Genomic DNA, 21,452 nt, shown 5'->3' on the forward strand with positions numbered 1-21,452 from the left:
CAATTAATCCCTCTTAAAAATGTCTCTCGTGCAAACTTTCTCGCTCACATCATCAAGACAAACATCATAACGATTAGCGATAATAGCCATTGACTGTTTCTTGAACGCTTCCAAATTATTAACGACCTTACTTCCAAAGAAAGTCTCACCGTCTTCGAGAGTTGGTTCGTAAATAACTACGGTTGCGCCTTTAGCTTTAATACGCTTCATTACACCTTGGATAGATGACTGACGGAAATTATCAGAATTACTCTTCATCGCGAGTCTATACACCCCAATAATACATTCCTTTTCATCCTCTTTTGAATAATCTCCGCAGTTGAAATAATCGTAATAACCAGCCATATTGAGTACCTGGTCCGCGATAAAGTCTTTTCTCGTTCTATTAGATTCAACAATTGCTGAGATCATGTTCTGAGGTACGTCTGCGAAATTAGCAAGTAACTGCTTTGTGTCCTTCGGTAAACAATATCCACCATAACCAAATGATGGGTTGTTATAATGAGTTCCAATGCGAGGATCAAGACACACACCATTAATAATTTCTTCTGTATTCAATCCCTTTGTTTCAGCGTAGGTGTCTAATTCGTTAAAGTAAGAAACTCGAAGAGCGAGGTACGTATTAGCAAATAACTTGACTGCCTCTGCCTCAGTAAATCCCATGTGGAGAACATCGATATTTTCTTTCTCTGCTCCTTCCACAAGGAGTTTTGCAAACATCTCAGCTGCTTCCCTTGACTCTTCATCACAAGAAACGATGATTCGGGAAGGGTATAAATTATCGTAGAGTGCCTTACTCTCTCTTAAAAATTCTGGGCTGAAAATGATATTCTTCGTTCCATACTTCTCCCTCACTGAAACTGTGTAACCCACAGGAATTGTGCTCTTAACGACCATCATTGCTTCCGGATTTACTTTAAGCACAAGCTCAATAACAGCTTCCACAGCAGAACAATCAAAGAAGTTCTTATTGCTGTCATAGTTCGTAGGAGCTGCGATAATTACGAAGTCTGCATCCTTATATGCAGTCTCACCATCTGTTGTGGCTTTCAGCTTCAGATCTTTCTCAGCTAAATACTTTTCAATATATTCATCCTGAATAGGACTGATCTTTTTATTTATCTTTTCTACTTTTTCAGGGATTATATCCACTGCTGTCACTTCATGATGCTGAGATAATAAAACGGCCAGTGACAGACCAACATATCCAGTTCCTGCGACTGCAATTTTTAAATCTTCAAATTTTCTCATCGTTTTGCTCCTCTTTGTTACTAATTTTCCAATGCCCCTGCGGGCCCGTTTTTCTTTTCCACATCATTGTGGTTATCCACGCCGTACCCCGGTGCTTCTCTATATCAGCCACTAAACAAAACATCTAAACTCTCTCCTCACCGGGAGAACCAATTTAGGTTTTCTGTTTAGTGGTGGATTTTTTCATGAGCACACTCCGGTCTCACCCTATCAGCCCAACAATCTCATCTACCTATGCTCCTTTAATCCCAATAACCTCTATTTCGGTGTGTTATGAAAATAGGGGCCTTGATCTCATGACCTATGCTATCCTCACTCATATACAGTGGTAAAGGACTCAACTGGCATTTCGACGGTGGGTATTCCCGGCGTATGAATGGAATTTTCAATTGTTCAAGGTATTTATTTACCCACCTTATAGGCATGATCTGCTATCAAATTCATGTTTGCTTATCCACGGAAGCCACCAGTGCCAAAATATTTCCCCATTCTTATCTCTCCCACAGTCTTCTGAACTATTTTTGTCAATGTGGACATCCCATCTCATCTATCTCATCTATAACTCATAATCCGATTTTTGATTTTTTTGTTCAAAACATGATAATCAGCAATCAGAATTTCTTCCAATCGCTGAACACGGCTCTCCCCTCCTCGAGTGTCAAAACTCCTTGATTTTACAAGGTTTTTGTTCATTTTCTCGGGTAAGAAAATATGAACTCAGCAGACCTCCCATCTAGGACTACCTGCTTTTGTCCCTATTATGCCGTATTCATATTATGTCGCATTTATAAAACAAACCCTTAAAAAGGATTTACCTCGACCCTTTTCTCCCAATTACCACCATCACCGTCTGCAACAATATCTTCAAATCCAACCCAATATTCCATTCCTCAATATACCTCGCATCCAGCGCCACAACCTCTTCAAAATCCGTAATATCGCTCCTGCCACTCACCTGCCACATCCCCGTAAGCCCCGGCCTCGTCGCCAGCCTCTTCCTGTGATGCAGTTCATACTTCTCATATTCATCCACGGTTGGAGGCCTTGTTCCTACAAGACTCATATCCCCCTTCAGCACATTGATGAACTGTGGCAGCTCGTCAATCGAATAATCCCTCAATATCTTCCCAAACGGAAAGATCCTCGGATCATCCTTCATCTTGAACATGAACCCCGACATCTCATTCTGAGCCATGAGCTCTTTCTTCCGTTCCTCCGCATCCATATACATGGACCTGTACTTATACAGGTAGAACGTCCTTCCATTCTTCCCGACCCTCTTCTGCTTGAAGAACACCGGCCCGGGACTCTGCAGCCAGATACCAGGCGCCACGAACACCGTGGCCACCAGCACGATCAACGTCCCTGCCAGGCCTCCGCAGACATCAATCGCCCGCTTCAGGAACAACTGCCTCAGGCTTGCCATCTTGAAGCTGCTGGTAAACACCGTATACCCCGCAATCTTCTCGACCACCTCATTGCTCGTCAGATCCGTGTAAGGCATGAAGGCGATATGGCTTGTGATCCCCATCTCGCTGCAGGCATCCAGCAGATCTACCGGGATGTCCATGCTCCTTGGCAGATTGATGAACACCTCGTCGATGATATGGGTGCCGATATATTCCACCAGGTCCTCGCCGCAGGCCAGTACCGGGAATCCGGCACGGCGGCTGCCACGCAGGTCCCTGTCAATGACCGCGATCCCCTTGATCATGTAGCCGTTGTACTGGTAGGACTGGAACTTCTTAGCCGTGTCGTCTACCAGGTCCGAAGACACCACCAGGATGATGTTCCTGTCGCATCTGGTCTTCACCTTCCGCAGGACCAGCATCTTCCAGATCACCCTCGCATCGAAGATATAGAGCACCGATACGATCCAGTATGAAATGAGCATGATCCTTGAAAAATAAGTCGTTTCCTTCATGACGAACAGGTAGATGAATATCAGGCTCATCACCGTCGTCGTATGCATGACCACAGCCTTGAACTCCTGCCAGTGTCCTCTCTTCAGGATGTTCTTGTAGCTTTCAAAGAAAAAGCCGATGCACAGATCAGCCATCAGTATAAACATGGCCAGCTTGGCATACTTGATATACTCATACGGAAGGCGCAGGCCGTTCCTGAGCATGTAAGCCATGACAAATGTAATCTGCAGTCCGGCCGCATCAATGAGAATAAAGTCCCAATGCTTTCCCCAGCCGGATTTGATATTTTCGTACATTCCTTGTATCCCCCTTCATCATCTGCTCGCTTCTGTTTTTGGCGCAAAAAAATGAGCGCCCTTCTTCATATCAGATCCCTTTCCAGGGATGCCGCGGAAGACCGAGCGCCTCTTAACCGTACTGCCATAAAATTTCCGTCCCCGACGGGTTCCGGCTCCATTGCCGCCCCCCACGGTTTTTCTATTTTACTACATTCACTATAAGCGTCTCTGCTTCCGACCTGTTTCCATCCGTATCCACTACTGAGATCAGGATCTCGTAGGTTCCGGTGGTGTCTGTATCCACCGCGTCACCGTTTACCCTCAGACGTCTGAAAAGGGTTCTTTCGTCGTCCTCATTATCGGTAATAGATTCAATGTAGTTCATGTAGTTGAAGGCCTCACCCTTTTTCAGAGTGACCTTGTTCACTGTCAGCACAAGCGCCGGCATCTCCCCTTCAACATCGTCATTTCCCTCAGAATCAACGGTGTTGCTGTCTTTCGCATCCTTGCTTTTTGTATCCTTCTCCTCTTCGCCATCCCCGCTCTCTCCCGCGGTCGCAGCGCCTGCATCCTCTTCCCCGGCTTCGGCTCCCTCTTCTTCATCCGCTTCAGAATCGCTTCTGTATGTAATTACCCTGCTGCTCTTGGTGATGTTGTTGCTGCCGTCCTTGGCAGCGTAGATCACCTTCAGGGTGTCCCCGTCTATGAAGGGGATGATGCTTTCCACGATCAGCGAGTCGCTGACGTCGCCTTCCCGTTCATCCACGGCTGTCACGCCTTCCAGCAGGAGGGCCTCGTCTCCGCCCTTCCTGTAGCTTATTTCCCTGCTGTCAAAAACGATTTCGGGACCTTTCCGGTCCTCCGCTGCTATCATGTAAATGCCCATTCCAGCCAGCACCATAACAATGAAGCAGGAAATTCCGACTATTGCTGTCTTCCGCATGTTGTCCTCCCCTTTTACATTCTATTTTCAGCTGGTGCTATTTATCCTTGTTCTCTTCATGCCCGTAGTACTTGCCGTAGTACTTGCCGTAATATTTTCCGTAGTACTTGCCGTAGTATCCGCCATAGTACCTGCCGTAGAGGCCTCTTTCCCTGCGTTCCACCTTGTTGAGGACGACGCCCAGGATCTTGCAGTTGCTCCGCTCCAGCTGTTCCTTGATCTTGCCTGCGAACTTGTAGCTGACTGCCTTGGACTCCACTACCATGATGGCGCCGTCGCACTGTTCAGCCACAACCGCCGCATCGATGACGTACCCCAGAGGCGGCGTGTCGATGATGACATAGTCATACACCTTGCGCAGCTCATTCAGCAGGAGCTCGAACTTCCTGTTTCCAAGGAGCTCGGCCGGGTTCGGAGGAACCGGTCCTGAAAACACCATGTGCAGGTTCTCGATTTCCGTCACGCACACCACCTCGTCGAACTTCTCCTGTCCCGAAAGGAAATGGGAGAGGCCTCTCAGAGGCTTGTCAAGCTTGTAGCATCCCGCCAGCACCGACTTTCTCAGGTCGGCATCGATGAAGAGGACATTTTTTCCGGCTTCCGCCATGGAAATGGCCATCTTCAGGGAAACGGAGGACTTTCCTTCATTGGGCGTACAGCTTGTAAAGGCAATTACCTTGTTTTCGCTGCCGCAGAAGAGGATGTTGGTCCTGAGGCTCTTGAAGGATTCGCTCATATAGTAATCCATTTTCTGTTCTAAACCGACGCTTATATGCTGCATATCCTACCTGCCTTTCTTTCCGTCTTTTTTCTTATCTTTTTTCCTGCCCTTGCTCTCTTCTTCCGCCATGGGAATCGATCCCAGGACGCTGAGGTTCAGGTATTTTTCAATGTCGCTCTCGTCCTTGATGGAATCGTCCAGGATGAAGATCAGGAGGATCACCGCGCAGGCAAGGACCATCCCTAAGACCGCGCCGATTGCCGTGTTCTTCATGATGCTCGGGCTTACCGGTGCTGTGGGAAGGTTTCCGTCTTCTGCCACATTTACCTTCTCAATGTCCATGACCTCGGCGATCCTGACGGAGGACACTTCCGTGAGCTCGTCTACGATGTTCTTTGCCATGTACGGGTCCGTATTCGAAACCGTGATCTCAAGGATACGGGTATCCACAGGGCTGTTGACCGTGATCATTTCGCTGAGCGCTTCTGCAGTGAGGTTCAGGTCCAGTCCGCTGATGACCTGTTCCGTGACCGGCCTGCTCTTGATGAGTATCTGGTAGTCCTTGGTGAGCTGCGTGGAGCTCTGGATGTCGCTCAGTGTCGTGGTGCCGGTATCCTGGCGGTTCAGGATGTATACCTTTGAAGTCGATTCGTATATTGGATCAATCATGAATCTGCTGAATATGAACGCTGCAAGGCCGATGGTGATGGCTGCCAGAAGTATGATCCACAGCTTGTCAAGGAGTATGAACACCAGCTGCTTTAAATCTATTTCCAGCTCATCTGGGCTTTGGTTGTTATTCGGTTCCATGCTGTTATTTCCTCTCTTATCTTTTTGCATCTATGATTTCATTCTCTAAAAGCTTTTTCGGATTATCGCAGAACAGCGTCCTGACATAGTCCTCTCCGTATTTCTTCTCCATCCTTCTGATGCCGCCCTGTATCTTCGGCGACCTGGAGCCCGTGCCGTGGGCGTCCGTGGCAGCAAAATGGATCAGGTCTTCCTTCATGAGCTTGTCTGTGAATCTCTTCACGAAGAAGCCTGCGTCACCCTGGATGCTTGCCGCATTGACCTGGATGTAGTAGCCCATACGCACCAGCTCCTTCACCCGGCCGATGTCTTCCCGCAGGCAGCTGTACCGTTCGGCATGGGCCAGAACCGGCCTGTAGCCGCCAAGGAGAAGGCCGTGGAGGGCGTCGCTCATGTGGCGGTAATCCTCCGCCGGCGAGAACTCCACCAGGATGTAGCTGGTCTTTCCGAGGGTCAGGATCCTCCTGCTCTCGAGCTTTTCAAGGACGCTGCCGTTGTAGTAGATCTCGTTTCCTAAGGACAGCCTGACTGGAAGGCCGGCCTGTCTGACCGCCTCCCTGACTTCCTTCAGCCTGCTGATCAGCTCGCTGGAAGGCCGTCCGTATCTGCCCTGGTGATAGTGGGGGGTCGCGATCATGTGGGATATCCCCTGCTCATGGGCCAGCCTGATCATGTTGATGGTGTCTTCCATTGTCTTCGGGCCGTCATCCGCACCTGGCAGGATGTGGCAGTGTATATCGATATATCCCTTCATGCTCTGCTCCACTTTTTTATCTCTGTTTTCTATGGCGGGGACACGGGTTCTGGCCCGTCCTCTGGGGCTTCTGAACAGTTAACCCTAACTGTTCAGAACGCTTTTTCTCATAAGATTCGTCGCAATGATGGTTCCTGCGGATATGACAAGCCACACCGCTCCCAGATACAGGAATGCCTGAATGCCCTTTGACACATAGGTGGACACGAACTGGTAGAAATATTCCGGCGTAATGGTAAGCCTCTCATAGAACCTGGTAAACAGTACCGCTGCCGGAAGGATGATGCTCATGAACCCGGCTGCGATGGTGCTGTAGGTGATGAACCGCAGCGCCCTGTGCTTGAATCTGTATAGTCTGAATATGACCGCTCCCAGTGCCAGTGAAACCAGAAGACATACGGGAAGGGCGATCACAAGGATCTTCGTATAGAAGTTTTTTGCCTTGACGAAATAGGACAGGAATGGCATCTTCACGTTTTCCGTATAATCGGCCGCGATCTGCTTCGTGAACTCCGTGACGTTGTTCTTCTGCTCATCGGTGAGGACGACGCCTGTTCCTGTGGTATAGGCCTCTACGTTTGCCGCCAGGTTCTCCTGGAGCTGCGTGGTGTCGACCTCATAGCTGATTCCGTTAAAGGAGGCTTCCATGTAGCCCCTCACATCCTGGTAGACCATGTCCAGGGTGATGGCGTCTTCAAACACCTCCGCCGGAAGTCCGATGGGAAGTGCGATGGATTCGCCGCTGTCATAGGTGTATGCAAGGACGCCGTTGTAGTAGTTGTTCCTGTTCAGATGATCCAGGATCAGCCCTTCATTGAAAAATCCAAGATACAGCCCGAGCATATAGGTCATGGCCGTCAGTACGATGGTCAGTATGAAGCCTATGATGGCGCTGATGATGAACCTTGCGGTCCTTGTTCCTTTGTTTCTTTTTCTGTCCTTCTTCATGTCCATCCCCCCTATTCTACATCCGGCCCGGATATCTTGTCTGCATAAACGAACAGTCTGTCCTGTTTTGTGCCGACCAGCATCTCGAAGGGATAACAGGTATACAGGACGAGCTGCTCCTTATCCTGGGTCAGGCTGTAGGCCGACTCGTCGGATTTGTGGAGGACCTTCGTTTCCGTCACTTTGTAGACGTATACGCCGTAGTTCGTGGTGAAGGTGATCTCATCGCCGGCCCCGATATACTGGAGCGGGGCGAAATAGGTGGTGTTGTGTGCCGAAAGCAAGATGGTCTTTCCAAATCCAGGCATATAGCTGCCGTTGTACTGGCCTGCGCCGACCTTCAGGATTCCCCTGTCGTCGCCGAAGTACACCGGTGCATCGAGCCCGATCTTCCCGCAGGTAAGCTGTCCATAATGAGTAGAATATTCAGGTATCACCACTTCACTTATAGGAACTGTAGCCCTTTCCGTCAATTCCTTTTCCGGTTCGAAGATGGAATTGGTGTTGGGTGAAAAATCCGGCGCCTCGGCGGCAACCACCATGCTGCCAAGCCCCATTGCAAGCTCTGCGATGGGCCTTACCGCGATATAAATAACCAGATAGCCTGCTAACGTAAAAATTAATGGCATATAGAAATATGCCATTAATCGTTTCATTCTGTCATTCATTTATGCTTCTGTCTGGCCAACAAATAATTTCTTTTTAGATGCTACTGTTACGCTTGCAGCTGCTACTACTGCAAGGAATGCGATCACTGCTACTGTAGCGTTGAGATCGTATCCAGTCTGGTTGATCACGTTCTTGTTAGAGAACACGGTTGATCCGCTTTCGCCGATAACGGTTACTGTTACCGGTGAGGCTGCGGTATCGATCGACACCTTGTAATCCATGGCTGCAGCCGCTTCCTGTACTGCTGCCATGATTGCTTTCTGGTCTGCAGCTGATAAAGCCTTAGGATCTGTAACGCCTGCTTTCTGCATAACTGCTGCAGCTTCTGCGATATTTGCGCTGATGACGCCTGCCTGGTCTCCAGTCACGTCTACACCGTCTTTCATGAATTCGGTTTCAGCCTGGTTGATGTATTCTGCAGGAATGTTGTAAGTTGTTCCTCCAACTGTAACACCCGCTTTAAGCTGTGTCAGAATGGCCTGTTCCTGTGCATTTAAGCCTGTTGCCGCGAAAGCGACTGTTGAGTAGAGCGTGCAAGTTAATGCAACGACGATTGCTGTGCTAAGTTTTCTGCTTCTCATTTCTTTCTTGTCCCCCTTGAGTTAATTCGATTGTCTTGAATAGTATGGTGTATCCTAATATATATCTTTATCGGCATCAGTCCCTGCATCCTTTAGATGATCATGGACATGAACCGCCAATTTTTCTCGTATTCTGTTAAGGAAAGCGCTTATGTGGCTATGGATCACGTCATTCTGTATAATTATGAATCTAACATTATGAATTTGCAATCCTGCAGATATGCAGGTCAGAATTCTGTGTGACTTGAAAGGAGCTGGTCCTGAACAGTCGCGCATCTGTATGATTTCAACAGGCAGATAGGATTTCTTCTATATGATGATATGTATGTTTTTGCACTATCTTTGCACTTGTTTGCATAATCGGTTCCTTTTACCGTTATAAATGTAACACTCTTACTGGATTTATTCAACCAATATATTGTTTTTTTTCCAGTACAATCTGTAAAAATGTGTTTTTATTTTTAGTCTCCTGGATATTTTGCAGAATTTGGTTTACATAACATAGAGCCTTTTTTATATCATAGGACGAAATTGCGAACCTGTCGGAAATTCCGACAGGTTCGCATGAAGGAAATAAATCAAGGGAATAAATGTTCTTGTTATCAATATCATATTGTGACAGAGCCTAAAAAATCCCCGCAGAAACAAGGAGAGTTAAAGCTCCTGCGGGGATTGGGGGGGCAAAATCAGGACTGCCGTTTTATCACGTATGAATACGGCTCCTTCTATACTAATGTTGTTCACTTTATACTGGATTTGTTCATTTTATACTATTTGGTTTCCTCTGTCTGCCGCAGTGCGTTCCGCACTGCCTCCAGCATTCTGTAATTGTTGTGGGTGTCCGGCTCCAGGTAGCCGCATTCGCCCCACTCGTTCCATGCGAACAGAAAGAGCATGTCCTTTTCATAGACGTCCTTCGCCCGCTTCAGCTGCAGGGTCAGGTACTGTTCGAATTTCTCCGGGGTGACTCCCCGGCAGAAGGACCCGCGGTCCTTCCTCCTGGCGGTATTGTCCCAGTCGGCGAAAGCTCCGGGCACCATTTCTTTATTGGCGGGCGTCCTGTCCAGGATGCGCTTCCAAAGCTCGTCGTAGTCGTATATGGTAAGGCCGCTGTTCTTGAACAGGGCCGGGACGGCACGGTTGATGCGCCGCTCTGCACGGGTCACGATGTCCTGGTGCAGGCTGGTGCTGTCTGTCAGTTCATGGATGGCATAGGAGGGCTGGTATTCGATGCCGAAGTCGAAAGCTTCTCCCCCGGGATCTCTCTTGTGGTCGTAGCCGTACTGCTGGTAAGCCAGGACCAGGCCGGGGATTCCCTGCTCTGCTGCCAGCTCCTTCCAGTACGCTGCCATCTCAGCCCAGTCGTTCACGAGCTGGGGCCTGTAGAGGATGACCAGGGGCTTTCCTTCTATCTTGATGTACCTGTCGTCCCGGAAGAAAGGGAGGAGGTAGTCGAAATGGGCCTTCCACATGTCCCTGCCACCGTAGGTCTGCTCGATGAGGACCTTGTCGCTCCTGTCTACCCAGGAGTTGGTCCAGGTCTCATTTGCCCAGCAGAAGCAGAAAGGCAGATCGATGGTCCTGTCCTGCAGCATGATCTCCGCCGGCTTCTGGAGGAGGAGCTTCCCGTCGAACCAGTAGTGGTAGTAGCAGAAGCCGTAGATCCCGTATTTTTTTGCAAGGGCGGACTGCCACCTGAGGGCGTCCGGATCGGTCAGGTCATAGTAGTTGCCGTCCAGGGGGCGCCTGGGCTGGTTGTGGCCTGCGGTCAGGGGTTCTGCTTTTTTCACGTTGGTCCACTCGGTGAACCCCTTTCCCCACCAGAGGTTGTTTTCCGGTATTTCATGAAACTGGGGCAGATAGAATGCGATGATTTTCATGTTCTGTGCCTCCTGTCGCCAAGCATCATTTTGATCAGGTCCTTCAGGTACCTGAACTGCTCGGTCTTATGGAAAAAGATGATGTATAGAACGTTTGTCACAATGATGCAGATGATGCAGCGGATGAGGAAGCCGGTCAGGCCGGCCACGGGCACCAGGCCCCCTAAAAACGTGCAGGCCAGATAGGCGGCGGCTGTGGCTGCCAGGTTTCCTGCGTATTTTATATAGTGGGGAAGGACGCTTTCCCTGAAATAGTATTTATACAGGATATAAGGCTCTATCCAGACGCTGGTGGCGAGGGTGCTGATGGAGGTTCCGACGAATACCCCCAGCATGCCCAGGGGGCGCACCAGAGCGATGGAAATCACCAGGTTCAGTACGGCTTCCACGATGGCCTTCAGCTTCAGCTTCCAGAGGAGGCCGTTGGCAGTTGCAAAGGCAAGGGCCGCCTGCCTGGAATTTGCGAAGTAGAAATTCAGCACGCAGACGATGATGACTGCCGTGCCGATCTCGAACCTGTCCCCCAGCCAGATCCTGACGAAGGGCGTCATGAGCACGCTGAGGCAGACCGATGCAAAGCTGTAGATCCAGAAATACACGAAGTCCACGTTCAGGAAACTGGCTCTGGTCTTCCCGCTTTCCTCCACTGCGCAGAGGTTGCCGATGCTGGCCTGGACCGCCGACATGGCAAGGCCGATGAAGGTAGAGATGGTGCTGACCACCAGGCTGTAGTTGGAGTAGAGGCCAACGGCGACGCTTCCTAAAAAGGTGGAGATCACGATGTTGTCGGTGCCGTTCATGACGGTAAATCCAACCCTCTGGGAAAATATCCCCACTGCGTTCCTGACCAGGGTCTGCTTCTCCTCAGGGGTGATCCTGCTGCCGTCCTTCTCCTTCAGGTAGGGGAACATCCTCCTGACTGTGCGGGAAATGCTGAATCCCGCCAGAAGGTTGAAGGCAATCTTGATTACCAGGTACAGCAGGAAATTTCTGAACAGGAAGAGGCAGATGATCTGGACGATCACCTGGAGCACGATGAAGATGCTCCTGTTTATGGTATTGATGTAGTCCTGCTGGTTCGCGCTGAGCATGGCCCTGTAGTGGGCGAAGAAATAGGTGAATACGGAGTCAGTCAGGTACAGGAGGTAGATGGAGGTCAGCCCTTCGATGGCCGATGCATCCTTGATCAGGTAGGGAAGGAATGGAACCAGGCAGAGACCGGCCACGCCGATGACTGCGCCGATGAGGGCATAGACCTTCCTGTATGCATTGATATGGGCTCTGATGCTTCTGGTGTCCTTCAGGGCGAGAGGCTTGTACATATTTGTCACCAGGGCTGCCCCAAGGCCAAGCTCCGTCAGGGACAGTACCGACAGGATGTTGGTGAAGAGCCCTTCGGCGCCGAGATAGCTGATGCTCAGATACCGTATGAACACGCTCCGCAGGATGAACTGCATGATGATGGTGACAGTCTGCCCTGCAAGCACGTATGCTGTGTTTCTGATGGAATTTCTGATCCTGGACTCGGTTTTCATGTCAATGCCCCCCGGCTTTCCTGTCTGTTATGCTGGTGTTATCCTGCGTCTTTTCTGGTTCTTTTGTGCTTCTCTTTTGCTTTTCTCCTGCTTCTGTTTTGCTTTTCTTTTGCTTCTTTTCTTCTAACGTTCAACTTCGTCAATTTGCACTTCCGCCAGCTATCACGTCCTCATTACTACAGCTTCCTCAGCATCTCCATCGTCCGGGAAAGGATCCAGATTCCCGTTGCGGACTTCCTCTTTCCGCACAGGAAGAATACCTTCCAGTGGATGGGGAAATATCTGAGATCCAGGTTCCTGCAGGCCCTCTGATACCGCTCCCTGCTGATGATGTATCTGATCTTTCTGATCTGTTCCAGGGTGCCGGCTCCGCTGTTCAGCTCGTTGAAGCCGTGGCCGATGAGGCCAAGGGCGATGCGGTTGTCAAGGGCTGTCCTGTAGCTTTCCCCCAGATGATTGCTTTCTATATAATCCTCCATCCTGTCGTAGAGGCGGTCCCACTGGCTGTAGAGCTGGGGCCTGTATTTCGTGGTCACAGAGGCGGCGTTGGTCCTCCTGTAATGGTAGAGGTACCTGTTGATATAGACGCATTTTTTCACATGCCCGAAGTATTCCAGGTTGAAAAGGGCGTCCTCGCTGGAGCCGATTTCCTTCAGATCCACGAACCGCAGACCGTTGTCCCGGATGATGCTGGTCCTGTAGAGCTTCATGCAGACGGATACCAGGGAATCGGCGCTGTCGGGATGGAGCAGCTCCTCTCCCACAAGGCCGATCATGCGCCTCTGGATGTTGTCCCTGACGCTGTCCTTCCCCTCGTCCCCTTCGAAGATGCGCACATCCTCGGGAAACAGTTCCCTCTTCTTGGTCTTGTCTCCCATCTCCCTCAGATAGGGCCATAGGACGGCGTCGGCTCCGTGCTCTTCCATGGCCTCATAAGCTGCCCTGCAGGTGTCCGGATCAATCCAGTCGTCGCTGTCTATAAAGGTCACAAACCTTCCGGTCGCCATATCCAGCGCATCGTTCCTGGCCGCAGACACGCCCCCGTTCCTCTTATGAAGGACCCTTACCCTGGCATCCTTCAGGGCGTAGCTGTCGCAGATCGCACCCGAACCGTCCGTGGAGCCATCATCCACCAGCAGGATCTCCGTATTCTTCCAGCTCTGTCCCACCGCACTGTCCAGGCATTCCGCCAGGTAGGACTCTACATTATAGACCGGTATGATGATAGTGATTCTGTCCTGTTCCACGGGAACCCCTCCCTTCCGGCTTCATCGATTTGCACTTTCGCCATCCAACACGCAGTGATGTAAAACATGATTCGATGAGCAGCTTTATGAAGACGTCGGTACTTAGGACGCGTATTGTGCGTCCTTACGTACCGCTACGTCTTCATCTAAGCGAGAGCGCGCTGCGAATGAACATGTTTTACATCACGTCCTGCTTATTTCCCCCAAACTACGCGGTTGACATAATCCGTGTAGGAGAGGATGATCCTGAGTACTTTTTCGGAGACGTTTGGCATGCCGTAGTCTCCGACCCGCCTCAGGGTTTCGCTGGTCTGGGTCTCCAGGACTGCCAATCCCTGCATGATCCTTTCCTTTTTCAGGCCTGTCATCATGACCGCAGCCTCTTCCATCGCCTCCGGCCTTTCATGGGCCTGGCGTATGTTCAGGGCCCGGAATCCCAGTATGGAGGACTCCTCGCTGATGGTGCCGCTGTCGCTTAAGACCGCTTTTGACTTGAGCTGGAGCTTTACGTAATCATTGTAGCCCAGGGGCTTCATGGTCTGGATCAGGGGGTTGAACTCGATGCCCTTGGCCTCCAGCATGATCCTGGTCCTCGGATGGGTGCTCATGATGACCGGGAGCCCAAACTTCTCTGCCACCGCGTTGAGGCTGTCCACCAGGTCCCGGAAATTCTCTTCGGAATTGATGTTTTCCTCCCTGTGGGCGGAGACTACAAAATAATTGCCCTCCTGAAGGTTCAGCCGCTCAAGGACGTCGGAATTCTCGATGTCCCAGAGCCTTGACCTGATCACTTCCGGCATGGGGCTTCCCGTCTTGATGACCCTGTCCGGCAGAAGGCCTTCCCGGAGCAGGTATTCTCTGGCGATGCTGCTGTAGGTCAGGTTGATGTCAGCGATATGGTCCACGATCTTCCTGTTCAGTTCCTCAGGCACACGCTCGTCGAAGCACCGGTTGCCTGCTTCCATATGGAAGACCGGTATGTGCCTGCGTTTTGCCGCTATGGCGCAGAGGCAGCTGTTGGTGTCTCCGAGCACCAGGAAGGCATCCGGCCTCACTTCCTTCAGGACAGGATCGATCTTGGTCAGAATGTTTCCTATTGTCTCAGCCGCCGTCCCCAGAGCCGCCTCCAGGAAATAATCCGGCTTCCTCAGGTGGAAATCCCTGAAGAAGATCTCATTCAGCTCATAGTCGTAGTTCTGGCCCGTATGGACCAGCACGTGGTCTATGGCCTCTGATTCCTCCAGCCTGCCAATCACCGCCGACAGCCTGATGATTTCAGGCCTTGTTCCAACCACAGTCATTACCTTTAATTTTTTCATTGTCACACCTCCAGAAAGTAAGTATCTGCCTTTGCCGGATCGAAGGCTTCGTTCACCCACATGAAGGTGACGAGGTCCTCTTCCCCTATATTGGTGATGTTGTGGGTGTAGCCCGTGGGGATGTCCACAACCTCCATCTTTTCGCCGCTGACGTAGTATTCATGGACTTCCTCCGTGCCGACTTTTCTCAGCTTTATGAGGCCCTTCCCGGATACCACCAGGAATTTCTCGTTTTTCGAATGGTGCCAGTGGTTTCCCTTGGTGATGCCGGGCTTTGCGATGTTTACGGAGAACTGGCCCCTGTCGGGGGTTCTGATGATTTCTGTAAAGGATCCGCGGTTGTCCACGTTCATCTTCAGTGGGTAGCTGAGGCTTTCCGGCGGGAGATAGCTCAGGTAGGTGCTGTAGAGCTTTTTCTCCAGTTCGTTGGCCATAAAGGGAACTCCCAGGCTTTTCCTGGTCTCCCCGAAGGAGCGGATCAGGTCTGCCACCAGGCCCACGGTGACGGAATAGGAAACGGGGACTGCACAGAAGCCGCCTGCCCTGTTCTCCCTGCCCTCCAGGGCATTCAGGAGCTCTTCCACCACGTCATCTATGTACACAAGCCGCAGGGGCGCATCAGGATCATTCACCTGGATGGGCAGGCTGCGGGCGGTGTTGTGGCAGAAGGTGGCCACGGCGCTGTTGTAATTGGGCATAGCCCATTTTCCGAATATGTTAGGGAACCTGTAGACCAGGACTTTTGCCCCCGTCTCCCCGGCATAGGCGAACATCAGGTCCTCTCCGGCCTTCTTGCTCTGGCCGTAGGGATTGTCAAGCTCCGCCTGTATGGAGGAGGAGATCATGACCGGGGCCTTGTTTCCATGCTTCTTCAGCAGCTCCAGCAGTATGGAGGTCAGGCCGAAATTTCCCACCATGAACTCTTCCTGGTTCTGGGGGCGGTTCACCCCTGCAAGGTGGAATACGAAGCCGCATTCCTTTGCATACTCATCCAGCAGCCCTGGATCCGTGTCCCTGTCGTATTCGAGAATATCCGTGTAGTTCCTGTTCCTGAGTTCCGTTATCAGGTTCTTTCCAACGAACCCCTCCGAGCCTGTTACAAGTATCTTCATTGCGTGTCCCCCTGTTCCTGGCGTGCTCCGTTCGGTTGTCTGTTCTGTTGCCTGTTCTGCTTGGATTGTTTATATTGTGTATATTATTTATATTGTTTATGTCTTCATGCTGTTTATGCTGTTTATGCCTTTATGCTGTTCATGCCTTTATGCTGTTCATGCCTTTATGCTGTTCATGCCTTTATGCTGTTCATGCCTTTATGCTGTTCATGCCTTTATGCTGTTTATTCTATTCGTTCTGTTAAAATCACATCGTAAAACTCGGCTTCGTCAATTTACACTGTCGCCACCTGACACGCAGTGATGCAAAACATGATTCAATGAGCAGCTTTATGAAGACGTCGGCACTTAGGCCGCGTATTCTGCGGCCTTACGTACCGCTACGTCTTCATTTAAGCGAGAGCGCGCTGCGAATGAACATGTTTTCCATCACGTCCTCATCGCAAAACATGATTCAATGAGCAGCTTTATGAAGACGTCGGCACTTAGGCCGCGTATTCTGCGGCCTTACGTACCGCTACGTCTTCATCTAAGCGAGAGCGCGCTGCGAATGAACATGTTTTGCATCACGTCCTCATCGCAAAGCCTTCTTCCAGGCCTCAAGCTCATCCCTTATATACTGCAGGCTCAGAAGCTTTTCCTTGATCTCCTCCACATTCAGGAGAACCGTATTGCTGGAATTGAATTCGGTGATGGTGGAGCGCTCCTGGTTGCCGATCTTGAAGTACTTGTCATAGTTCAGGTCCCTCTCGTCCGCCGGCACCCGGAAGAAATCCCCCATGTCGATGGCATGAGCGCATTCCTCGTTGGTGAGAAGGGTCTCGTACATCTTCTCGCCGTGGCGGATGCCGATGACCCGAACCTCGTTATCCGCATCAAAGAGCTCCTTCACTGCCTGTGCCAGGGCCCCAATGGTGGTGGCCGGGGCCTTCTGGACCATGATGTCGCCGCTCTTTGCATTCTCGAAGGCGAACACCACCAGCTCCACGGCCTCCTCCAGGCTCATGATGAATCTGGTCATGGCGGGATCTGTTACGGTCAGGGGCTTGCCAGCCTTGATCTGTTCGATGAACAGGGGAATGACGGAGCCTCTCGAGCACATGACGTTCCCGTACCTGGTACCGCAGATGGTGGTCCTGTCGGGATCCACTGTCCTTGACTTGGCCACGAAGACTTTTTCCATCATGGCCTTTGAGGTGCCCATGGCGTTTACCGGGTAGGCCGCCTTGTCCGTGGACAGGCAGATGACCTTGCGCACGCCGGCTTCGATGCAGGCCGTCAGGACGTTGTCCGTTCCCAGGATGTTGGTCTTGACCGCCTCTATGGGGAAGAATTCGCAGGACGGCACCTGCTTCAGGGCTGCCGCCTGGAATACGTAGTTCACGTCATGGATGGCATTCTTGATGCTGCCCATGTCCCTGATATCGCCTATGTAGTATTTGATCTTATCGTTCTGGTATTTGTGCCTCATGTCGTCCTGCTTCTTCTCGTCTCTGGAAAAGATGCGGATCTCCCTTACGTCCGTTTCCAGAAGCCTGTCCATCATGGCATTCCCGAAGGAACCTGTTCCCCCTGTGATCAGTATTGTCTTATCTTTAAACATATAGACACCCCCCGTTATATTCTGCAGCTGTTCAGAGCCGCCTGTGCTTTCCGGATGCTTGTCAATGATGCTTCTCAATCATGCTTCTCACTGATGCCATACCTTACTTCTGCCAGAAAAAGACGTAGTACTGCTCGTTTGACACGAACAGCAGGATCAGCATCACCGTGGCGGCATAGCCAAGCACATACCGTTCCTTTTCCCTGAAGGTACTGATGATCTCCGGTATCATCAGAACGATGTAAAGGGAATAATACTGGACCACCCTCATGGTCGCCGCCTCCACAAAGGTCAGCGGTACAAAGACCATTGCCATGAGAAGGGCATTCATATAGATGGTGACATCCGGATTTTCTGCAATCATGGCTTCATGCTTCCAGACGGCAAGTCCGAGGATAATGACCATGATCCCCGTGAACGTCCAGGTTCCGGCTCCCTGGGCCTGCCTTGCATATTCCTCGTATCCCGTGAACCTTCCCAGGATGCCGATCATTGGCCCTTTCAGGACGAAGGCGGAGGCGATGAATCCGAACATGCATGCCAGATATGGTTTCGTGATTTTTTTATGGGCCAGGAAGAAGAAGGGCAGGTAGCTGATCGACGACTTGTGGATCGGCAGCGCGATCAGGATCAGCAGCAGGAACGGCAGGAACTTCCTGTCCCTGACGAAACGGTAGCCGATTAGCACTACCAGTGCCGTCGCGATGGTCTGCCGGTGCCCCGTTATGGCAAAAAATGCGTAGAACAGGGTCGAATACAGCAGGTAGCTGATCATGGGCCCTTTGGAATTCTGATAAATCCAGATCCCTAATGGAATGGTGAAGAACAGCCCGATGAGCATCAGGTAGACCTGGTAGTCGTCGGAAATGATATGGGCAGCCCTTTCGATCATCAGGTACCCGGGATCCTTGCCTTCCCCGTTCCGGAACATGATGCTGACGAAGTTCTCCCAGAGGTCGTCCCATCTGTAGCGCTTTGCGGCGTCAAAGTAGAGCTTGTAGGTCAGGGTGTCGGCGCCCACGCTTTTGTCCCTGAGGCCGGAAAGGAGAATCCACTGCAGGGTGGCAAGGATGCAGAAGGTCTTTTTATTCTGGGGCGAGGGTCTGAGCAGCAGAAATATAAAGCCGAACAGGATGAGAAAAAGCATATTCACAAGATATATAGCCATATGTCCTCGCCTCCCCTTGTTTTGTCCTATTCCTGGTTCCGTCCTGTTCCCCGATTTCGTTCAATCCCGCGCTATGCGGGATGATGTCCTTTCCTCGGGCTGCCCCCGCTCTGCTGATTGGAAATTTCCCGGTACACACCGATATAATCCTCAATCCTGTCCGCCTTGCTGAAATTCTTCCTTGCGTTTCCAATGCAGGTCTCCCAGTAATAATCCGGCCCCTGCAGCTCTATTTCCTTCAGCGCGCTTATGATTTCACCGATGTTGTTTTCCTCCAGGATGTAGCCGCAGCCCGGCCTCACAAGCTCCGGATTTGCCGTGGAACCATTGGAGATGACCGGCGTTCCGCAGGCCATGGCTTCCGCCGCCACCTTTCCGAAGCTTTCCTCGCTGGAGAGGTTGAGGAACACGTTCGCCATTGAATAATATTTCACAAGCTCTTCCACGTCATTGGTTTCCGGAACATGCAGGATGTTTCCCGGCACCACCAGGTCGCATCCGATATTGCCTACAAGGACGATCGCCATGTTCTCTGGAAGAAGCTCCGCCAGCCTGATGAAGCCTCCCAGTCCCTTGTCCCTGGTCCATACGCTTGCGACACCGAGGACGACGAACCGGCCTTCCAGGCCCAGACTCTTTCTCAGCTCATCAGCTTCCACCGGCCTGAACACCTCCGTGTCGATCCAGTTGTAGATCCTCCTGATCATCTTTGCGGATTGGAGGATGGACTTTTTCGTCTCTCCTGTGATCCAGTCCGACACGCCGATGACGGCAAGCCTTGGGATTCCGGCAAACAGCTGCTTCTTGTCTTTCAGCATCTTTTTTGTCCTGTCGAAGAACCAGCTGGGATTATCATTTTTCAGTCTGGGACATTGTCCACATGCGTCCTTCCATTTCGGACACTTATCCACCGTATAGTGGCAGCATTTCCCCGTATAGAACCAGCAATCGTGGAGGGTAAGTACCGTAGGGATGTCCTTTTCCTTCAGATATTCCGCCAGCATCCTCAGATTGATGTAGTTGCTGTGGAGATTGTGCAGGTGGACCACATCCGGCTGCAGGTCGTCCATGAACTGCAGGAGCTTCCTGGTGGCATGCTTTGAAAAATATGCCTGGGTACCTGACACCCTGGACAGCAGCCCGTGGATCCTGACATCCATGGGGCTTCCTATCCGGTAGTCCTTCTGGTATGGGATCCCTGCGGAGTATGCAATGAAGCATTCCTCCCCATGGTCGTTCAGGTAATCGGCTATCTCTGTGCACATCCTGCCTGTGCTCCTTATTCCGCTCACTGCGTTGATCAGTAGTACCCTCATCGATCCGCCTCCAGTATCGTCTCAAAGTCATGCATCATCTCTTTTTGGATCATCGACTTCCTGTGGTTCCTCTCGCTGCATGCATAGGCCTTTTCCGCATAGACCCTGATGATGTCCGGATTGTCCACAATCTCTTTGAGGGTCTTCCCGATGTCCTTCAGGTCGTCGATGCAGATTGCCGCATCCTCCCTTTTCAGGTACCGGTAGCCCGACTGGCCGTTCCAGCACACTGCCATGACGGCGCATCCGCTTGCCAGGCAGTCCACGATTTTCGTGGAAAAGGAAAGCCTGGTGATGAGCCTGTTCTGCAGCTCAAAGGATTCCGCATGGATCGCGATGTCGCTCTCCCTGTATTTCTTCTTCAGCTCCCTGGGCGGGACCGCTCCGCGGAAAAAGGAGTTTACGCCGTCATCCAGCAGGGCTTTCTGCTTCTCGCCGATCTCATTTCCCGAATAGATATCCAGGACCATCCTGACGCCGCCTTTGTTGATCTCCCTCAGGGCCTTGGAAATTTCTCCTAGCGTCTTCCAGCGTCCGCAGTAGATGTTGCCTCCGTAAATGAGCCTGATGGGCTTGTTGACGGTTTCCTTCTTCGGGATTTCCAAAATATCGCTGCCCTTTCGCAGGATCTTCATGCTGCAGCCGAAGGCCTCGATGCATTCCTTCATCTGCTCTTCCGTGGTGGTATAGGTCAGATCATAATAGGGAAAGGTTTTCCTCAGGTTTCTCCTGAGTGCCAGCCTGTTCAGCCAGTAGACCAGGGAAAGCCTGAACTGCTTCATGGAGTAGTGGTCATCCATGATATAGGAAATGACCGGCTTCCTGGTAAGCTCTGCCACGTACCTGTCCATAGCCAGCAGGATATGACTTCCGTAACAGGGAGCAAATATGATGTCAGGATCGAACTCCTTTACGAAGGTCTCGAACTCCTTATTCTTCCAGTCGGAAAACTTCCAGATCAGCTCCTTGAACACATAGAACAGCTGCACCCTGTGGTGCCTGAAGAAGCTGTAGAAATTTCCGGTTTCCTTCTCCACCTTTTCACATTTGACCTCGTCATCGGGGAAGTCCTCGAACTCCAGGGCCCGGCCGGCCGGCTGCCTCTTCAGGATGCTCCTGATGCAGTCGATATCTGTGAACTGGTAATACTTTTTGCATATTTTATTGGATGGCATGCCCGGATTGCAGTAGATCTGGGCGAATTCCGCATCCATGCCATTGAACAGATTGGTAAATGTATTTCCGCCGCTCGTGTCGCTCCTCCACACCTCGGCTGCAACGATCAGAATCCTCATTTTGCATCCCCCCTGACTCTGCATCCTGTATGCGCTCTCTGTCTGTATCATCATGCATCCTGTATGCGCTCTCTGTCTGTATCATCATGCATCCTGT

At 51.2% G+C, this 21,452-nt stretch carries 18 protein-coding genes; all 18 read right to left on the minus strand.

Going from position 1 to position 21,452, the window contains the following annotated elements:
- Positions 1–3: 3 nt before the first annotated feature.
- Entirely contained in the window at positions 4–1,251 is a 1,248-nt protein-coding gene (locus BJR36_RS05480; RefSeq protein WP_091231272.1) for a nucleotide sugar dehydrogenase, read from the minus strand.
- 811 nt (positions 1,252–2,062) lie between these two features.
- The gene (locus tag BJR36_RS05485) at positions 2,063–3,472 is read right to left on the minus strand and encodes a sugar transferase (RefSeq protein ID WP_091231274.1); all 1,410 of its coding nucleotides are present in this window, start codon (positions 3,470–3,472) and stop codon (positions 2,063–2,065) included.
- A gap of 181 nt (positions 3,473–3,653) precedes the next feature.
- On the minus strand, positions 3,654–4,397 hold the full coding sequence (locus BJR36_RS05490) for an immunoglobulin-like domain-containing protein (protein ID WP_091231278.1): 744 nt from the start codon (positions 4,395–4,397) through the stop codon (positions 3,654–3,656).
- A 37-nt stretch (positions 4,398–4,434) separates the two neighbouring features.
- Positions 4,435–5,178: a CpsD/CapB family tyrosine-protein kinase gene (locus tag BJR36_RS05495; RefSeq protein WP_091231281.1), complete on the minus strand. Its 744-nt coding sequence runs from the start codon at positions 5,176–5,178 to the stop codon at positions 4,435–4,437.
- A 3-nt stretch (positions 5,179–5,181) separates the two neighbouring features.
- Positions 5,182–5,928 carry a YveK family protein gene (locus tag BJR36_RS05500; protein ID WP_091231284.1) on the minus strand — a complete coding sequence of 249 codons (747 nt, stop codon included), beginning with the start codon at positions 5,926–5,928 and terminating at the stop codon, positions 5,182–5,184.
- 16 nt (positions 5,929–5,944) lie between these two features.
- Entirely contained in the window at positions 5,945–6,682 is a 738-nt protein-coding gene (locus BJR36_RS05505) for a CpsB/CapC family capsule biosynthesis tyrosine phosphatase (protein WP_091231289.1), read from the minus strand.
- An 84-nt stretch (positions 6,683–6,766) separates the two neighbouring features.
- Complete coding sequence (locus BJR36_RS05510; RefSeq protein WP_091231292.1) at positions 6,767–7,630, minus strand: hypothetical protein; 864 nt, start codon at positions 7,628–7,630, stop codon at positions 6,767–6,769.
- 11 nt (positions 7,631–7,641) lie between these two features.
- Positions 7,642–8,298 (minus strand): class D sortase, encoded by a 657-nt coding sequence (locus BJR36_RS05515; RefSeq protein WP_091231294.1) that lies wholly within the window; start codon positions 8,296–8,298, stop codon positions 7,642–7,644.
- A complete protein-coding gene (locus BJR36_RS05520; RefSeq protein ID WP_091231296.1) occupies positions 8,299–8,880 on the minus strand; it encodes a hypothetical protein in 582 nt (193 codons plus the stop codon).
- Between the two features lie 770 nt (positions 8,881–9,650).
- Complete coding sequence (locus tag BJR36_RS05525) at positions 9,651–10,760, minus strand: glycosyltransferase WbsX family protein (protein WP_091231297.1); 1,110 nt, start codon at positions 10,758–10,760, stop codon at positions 9,651–9,653.
- Entirely contained in the window at positions 10,757–12,295 is a 1,539-nt protein-coding gene (locus BJR36_RS05530) for a lipopolysaccharide biosynthesis protein (protein ID WP_091231300.1), read from the minus strand. Before BJR36_RS05530 ends, BJR36_RS05525 begins: the two co-directional genes overlap by 4 nt.
- Before the next feature lie 176 nt (positions 12,296–12,471).
- Complete coding sequence (locus BJR36_RS05535; RefSeq protein WP_091231302.1) at positions 12,472–13,542, minus strand: glycosyltransferase; 1,071 nt, start codon at positions 13,540–13,542, stop codon at positions 12,472–12,474.
- A gap of 194 nt (positions 13,543–13,736) precedes the next feature.
- Positions 13,737–14,861 carry a non-hydrolyzing UDP-N-acetylglucosamine 2-epimerase gene (wecB, locus tag BJR36_RS05540; RefSeq protein WP_091231305.1) on the minus strand — a complete coding sequence of 375 codons (1,125 nt, stop codon included), beginning with the start codon at positions 14,859–14,861 and terminating at the stop codon, positions 13,737–13,739.
- Positions 14,862–14,863: 2 nt separating this feature from the next.
- Positions 14,864–15,973, minus strand: a complete 1,110-nt coding sequence (locus BJR36_RS05545; protein ID WP_091231307.1) for a capsular polysaccharide biosynthesis protein CapF — start codon at positions 15,971–15,973, stop codon at positions 14,864–14,866.
- Positions 15,974–16,547: 574 nt separating this feature from the next.
- On the minus strand, positions 16,548–17,576 hold the full coding sequence (locus BJR36_RS05550) for a polysaccharide biosynthesis protein (protein ID WP_091231706.1): 1,029 nt from the start codon (positions 17,574–17,576) through the stop codon (positions 16,548–16,550).
- Positions 17,577–17,679: 103 nt separating this feature from the next.
- On the minus strand, positions 17,680–18,744 hold the full coding sequence (locus BJR36_RS05555) for an EpsG family protein (protein WP_091231310.1): 1,065 nt from the start codon (positions 18,742–18,744) through the stop codon (positions 17,680–17,682).
- Between the two features lie 71 nt (positions 18,745–18,815).
- A complete protein-coding gene (locus BJR36_RS05560; protein ID WP_091231312.1) occupies positions 18,816–20,060 on the minus strand; it encodes a glycosyltransferase in 1,245 nt (414 codons plus the stop codon).
- Positions 20,057–21,355, minus strand: a complete 1,299-nt coding sequence (locus tag BJR36_RS05565) for a glycosyltransferase family protein (protein ID WP_139133512.1) — start codon at positions 21,353–21,355, stop codon at positions 20,057–20,059. Before BJR36_RS05565 ends, BJR36_RS05560 begins: the two co-directional genes overlap by 4 nt.
- Between the last annotated feature and the right edge of the window lie 97 nt (positions 21,356–21,452).

This window comes from Anaerobium acetethylicum, from assembly GCF_900096945.1.
GTDB lineage: Bacteria > Bacillota > Clostridia > Lachnospirales > Lachnospiraceae > Anaerobium > Anaerobium acetethylicum.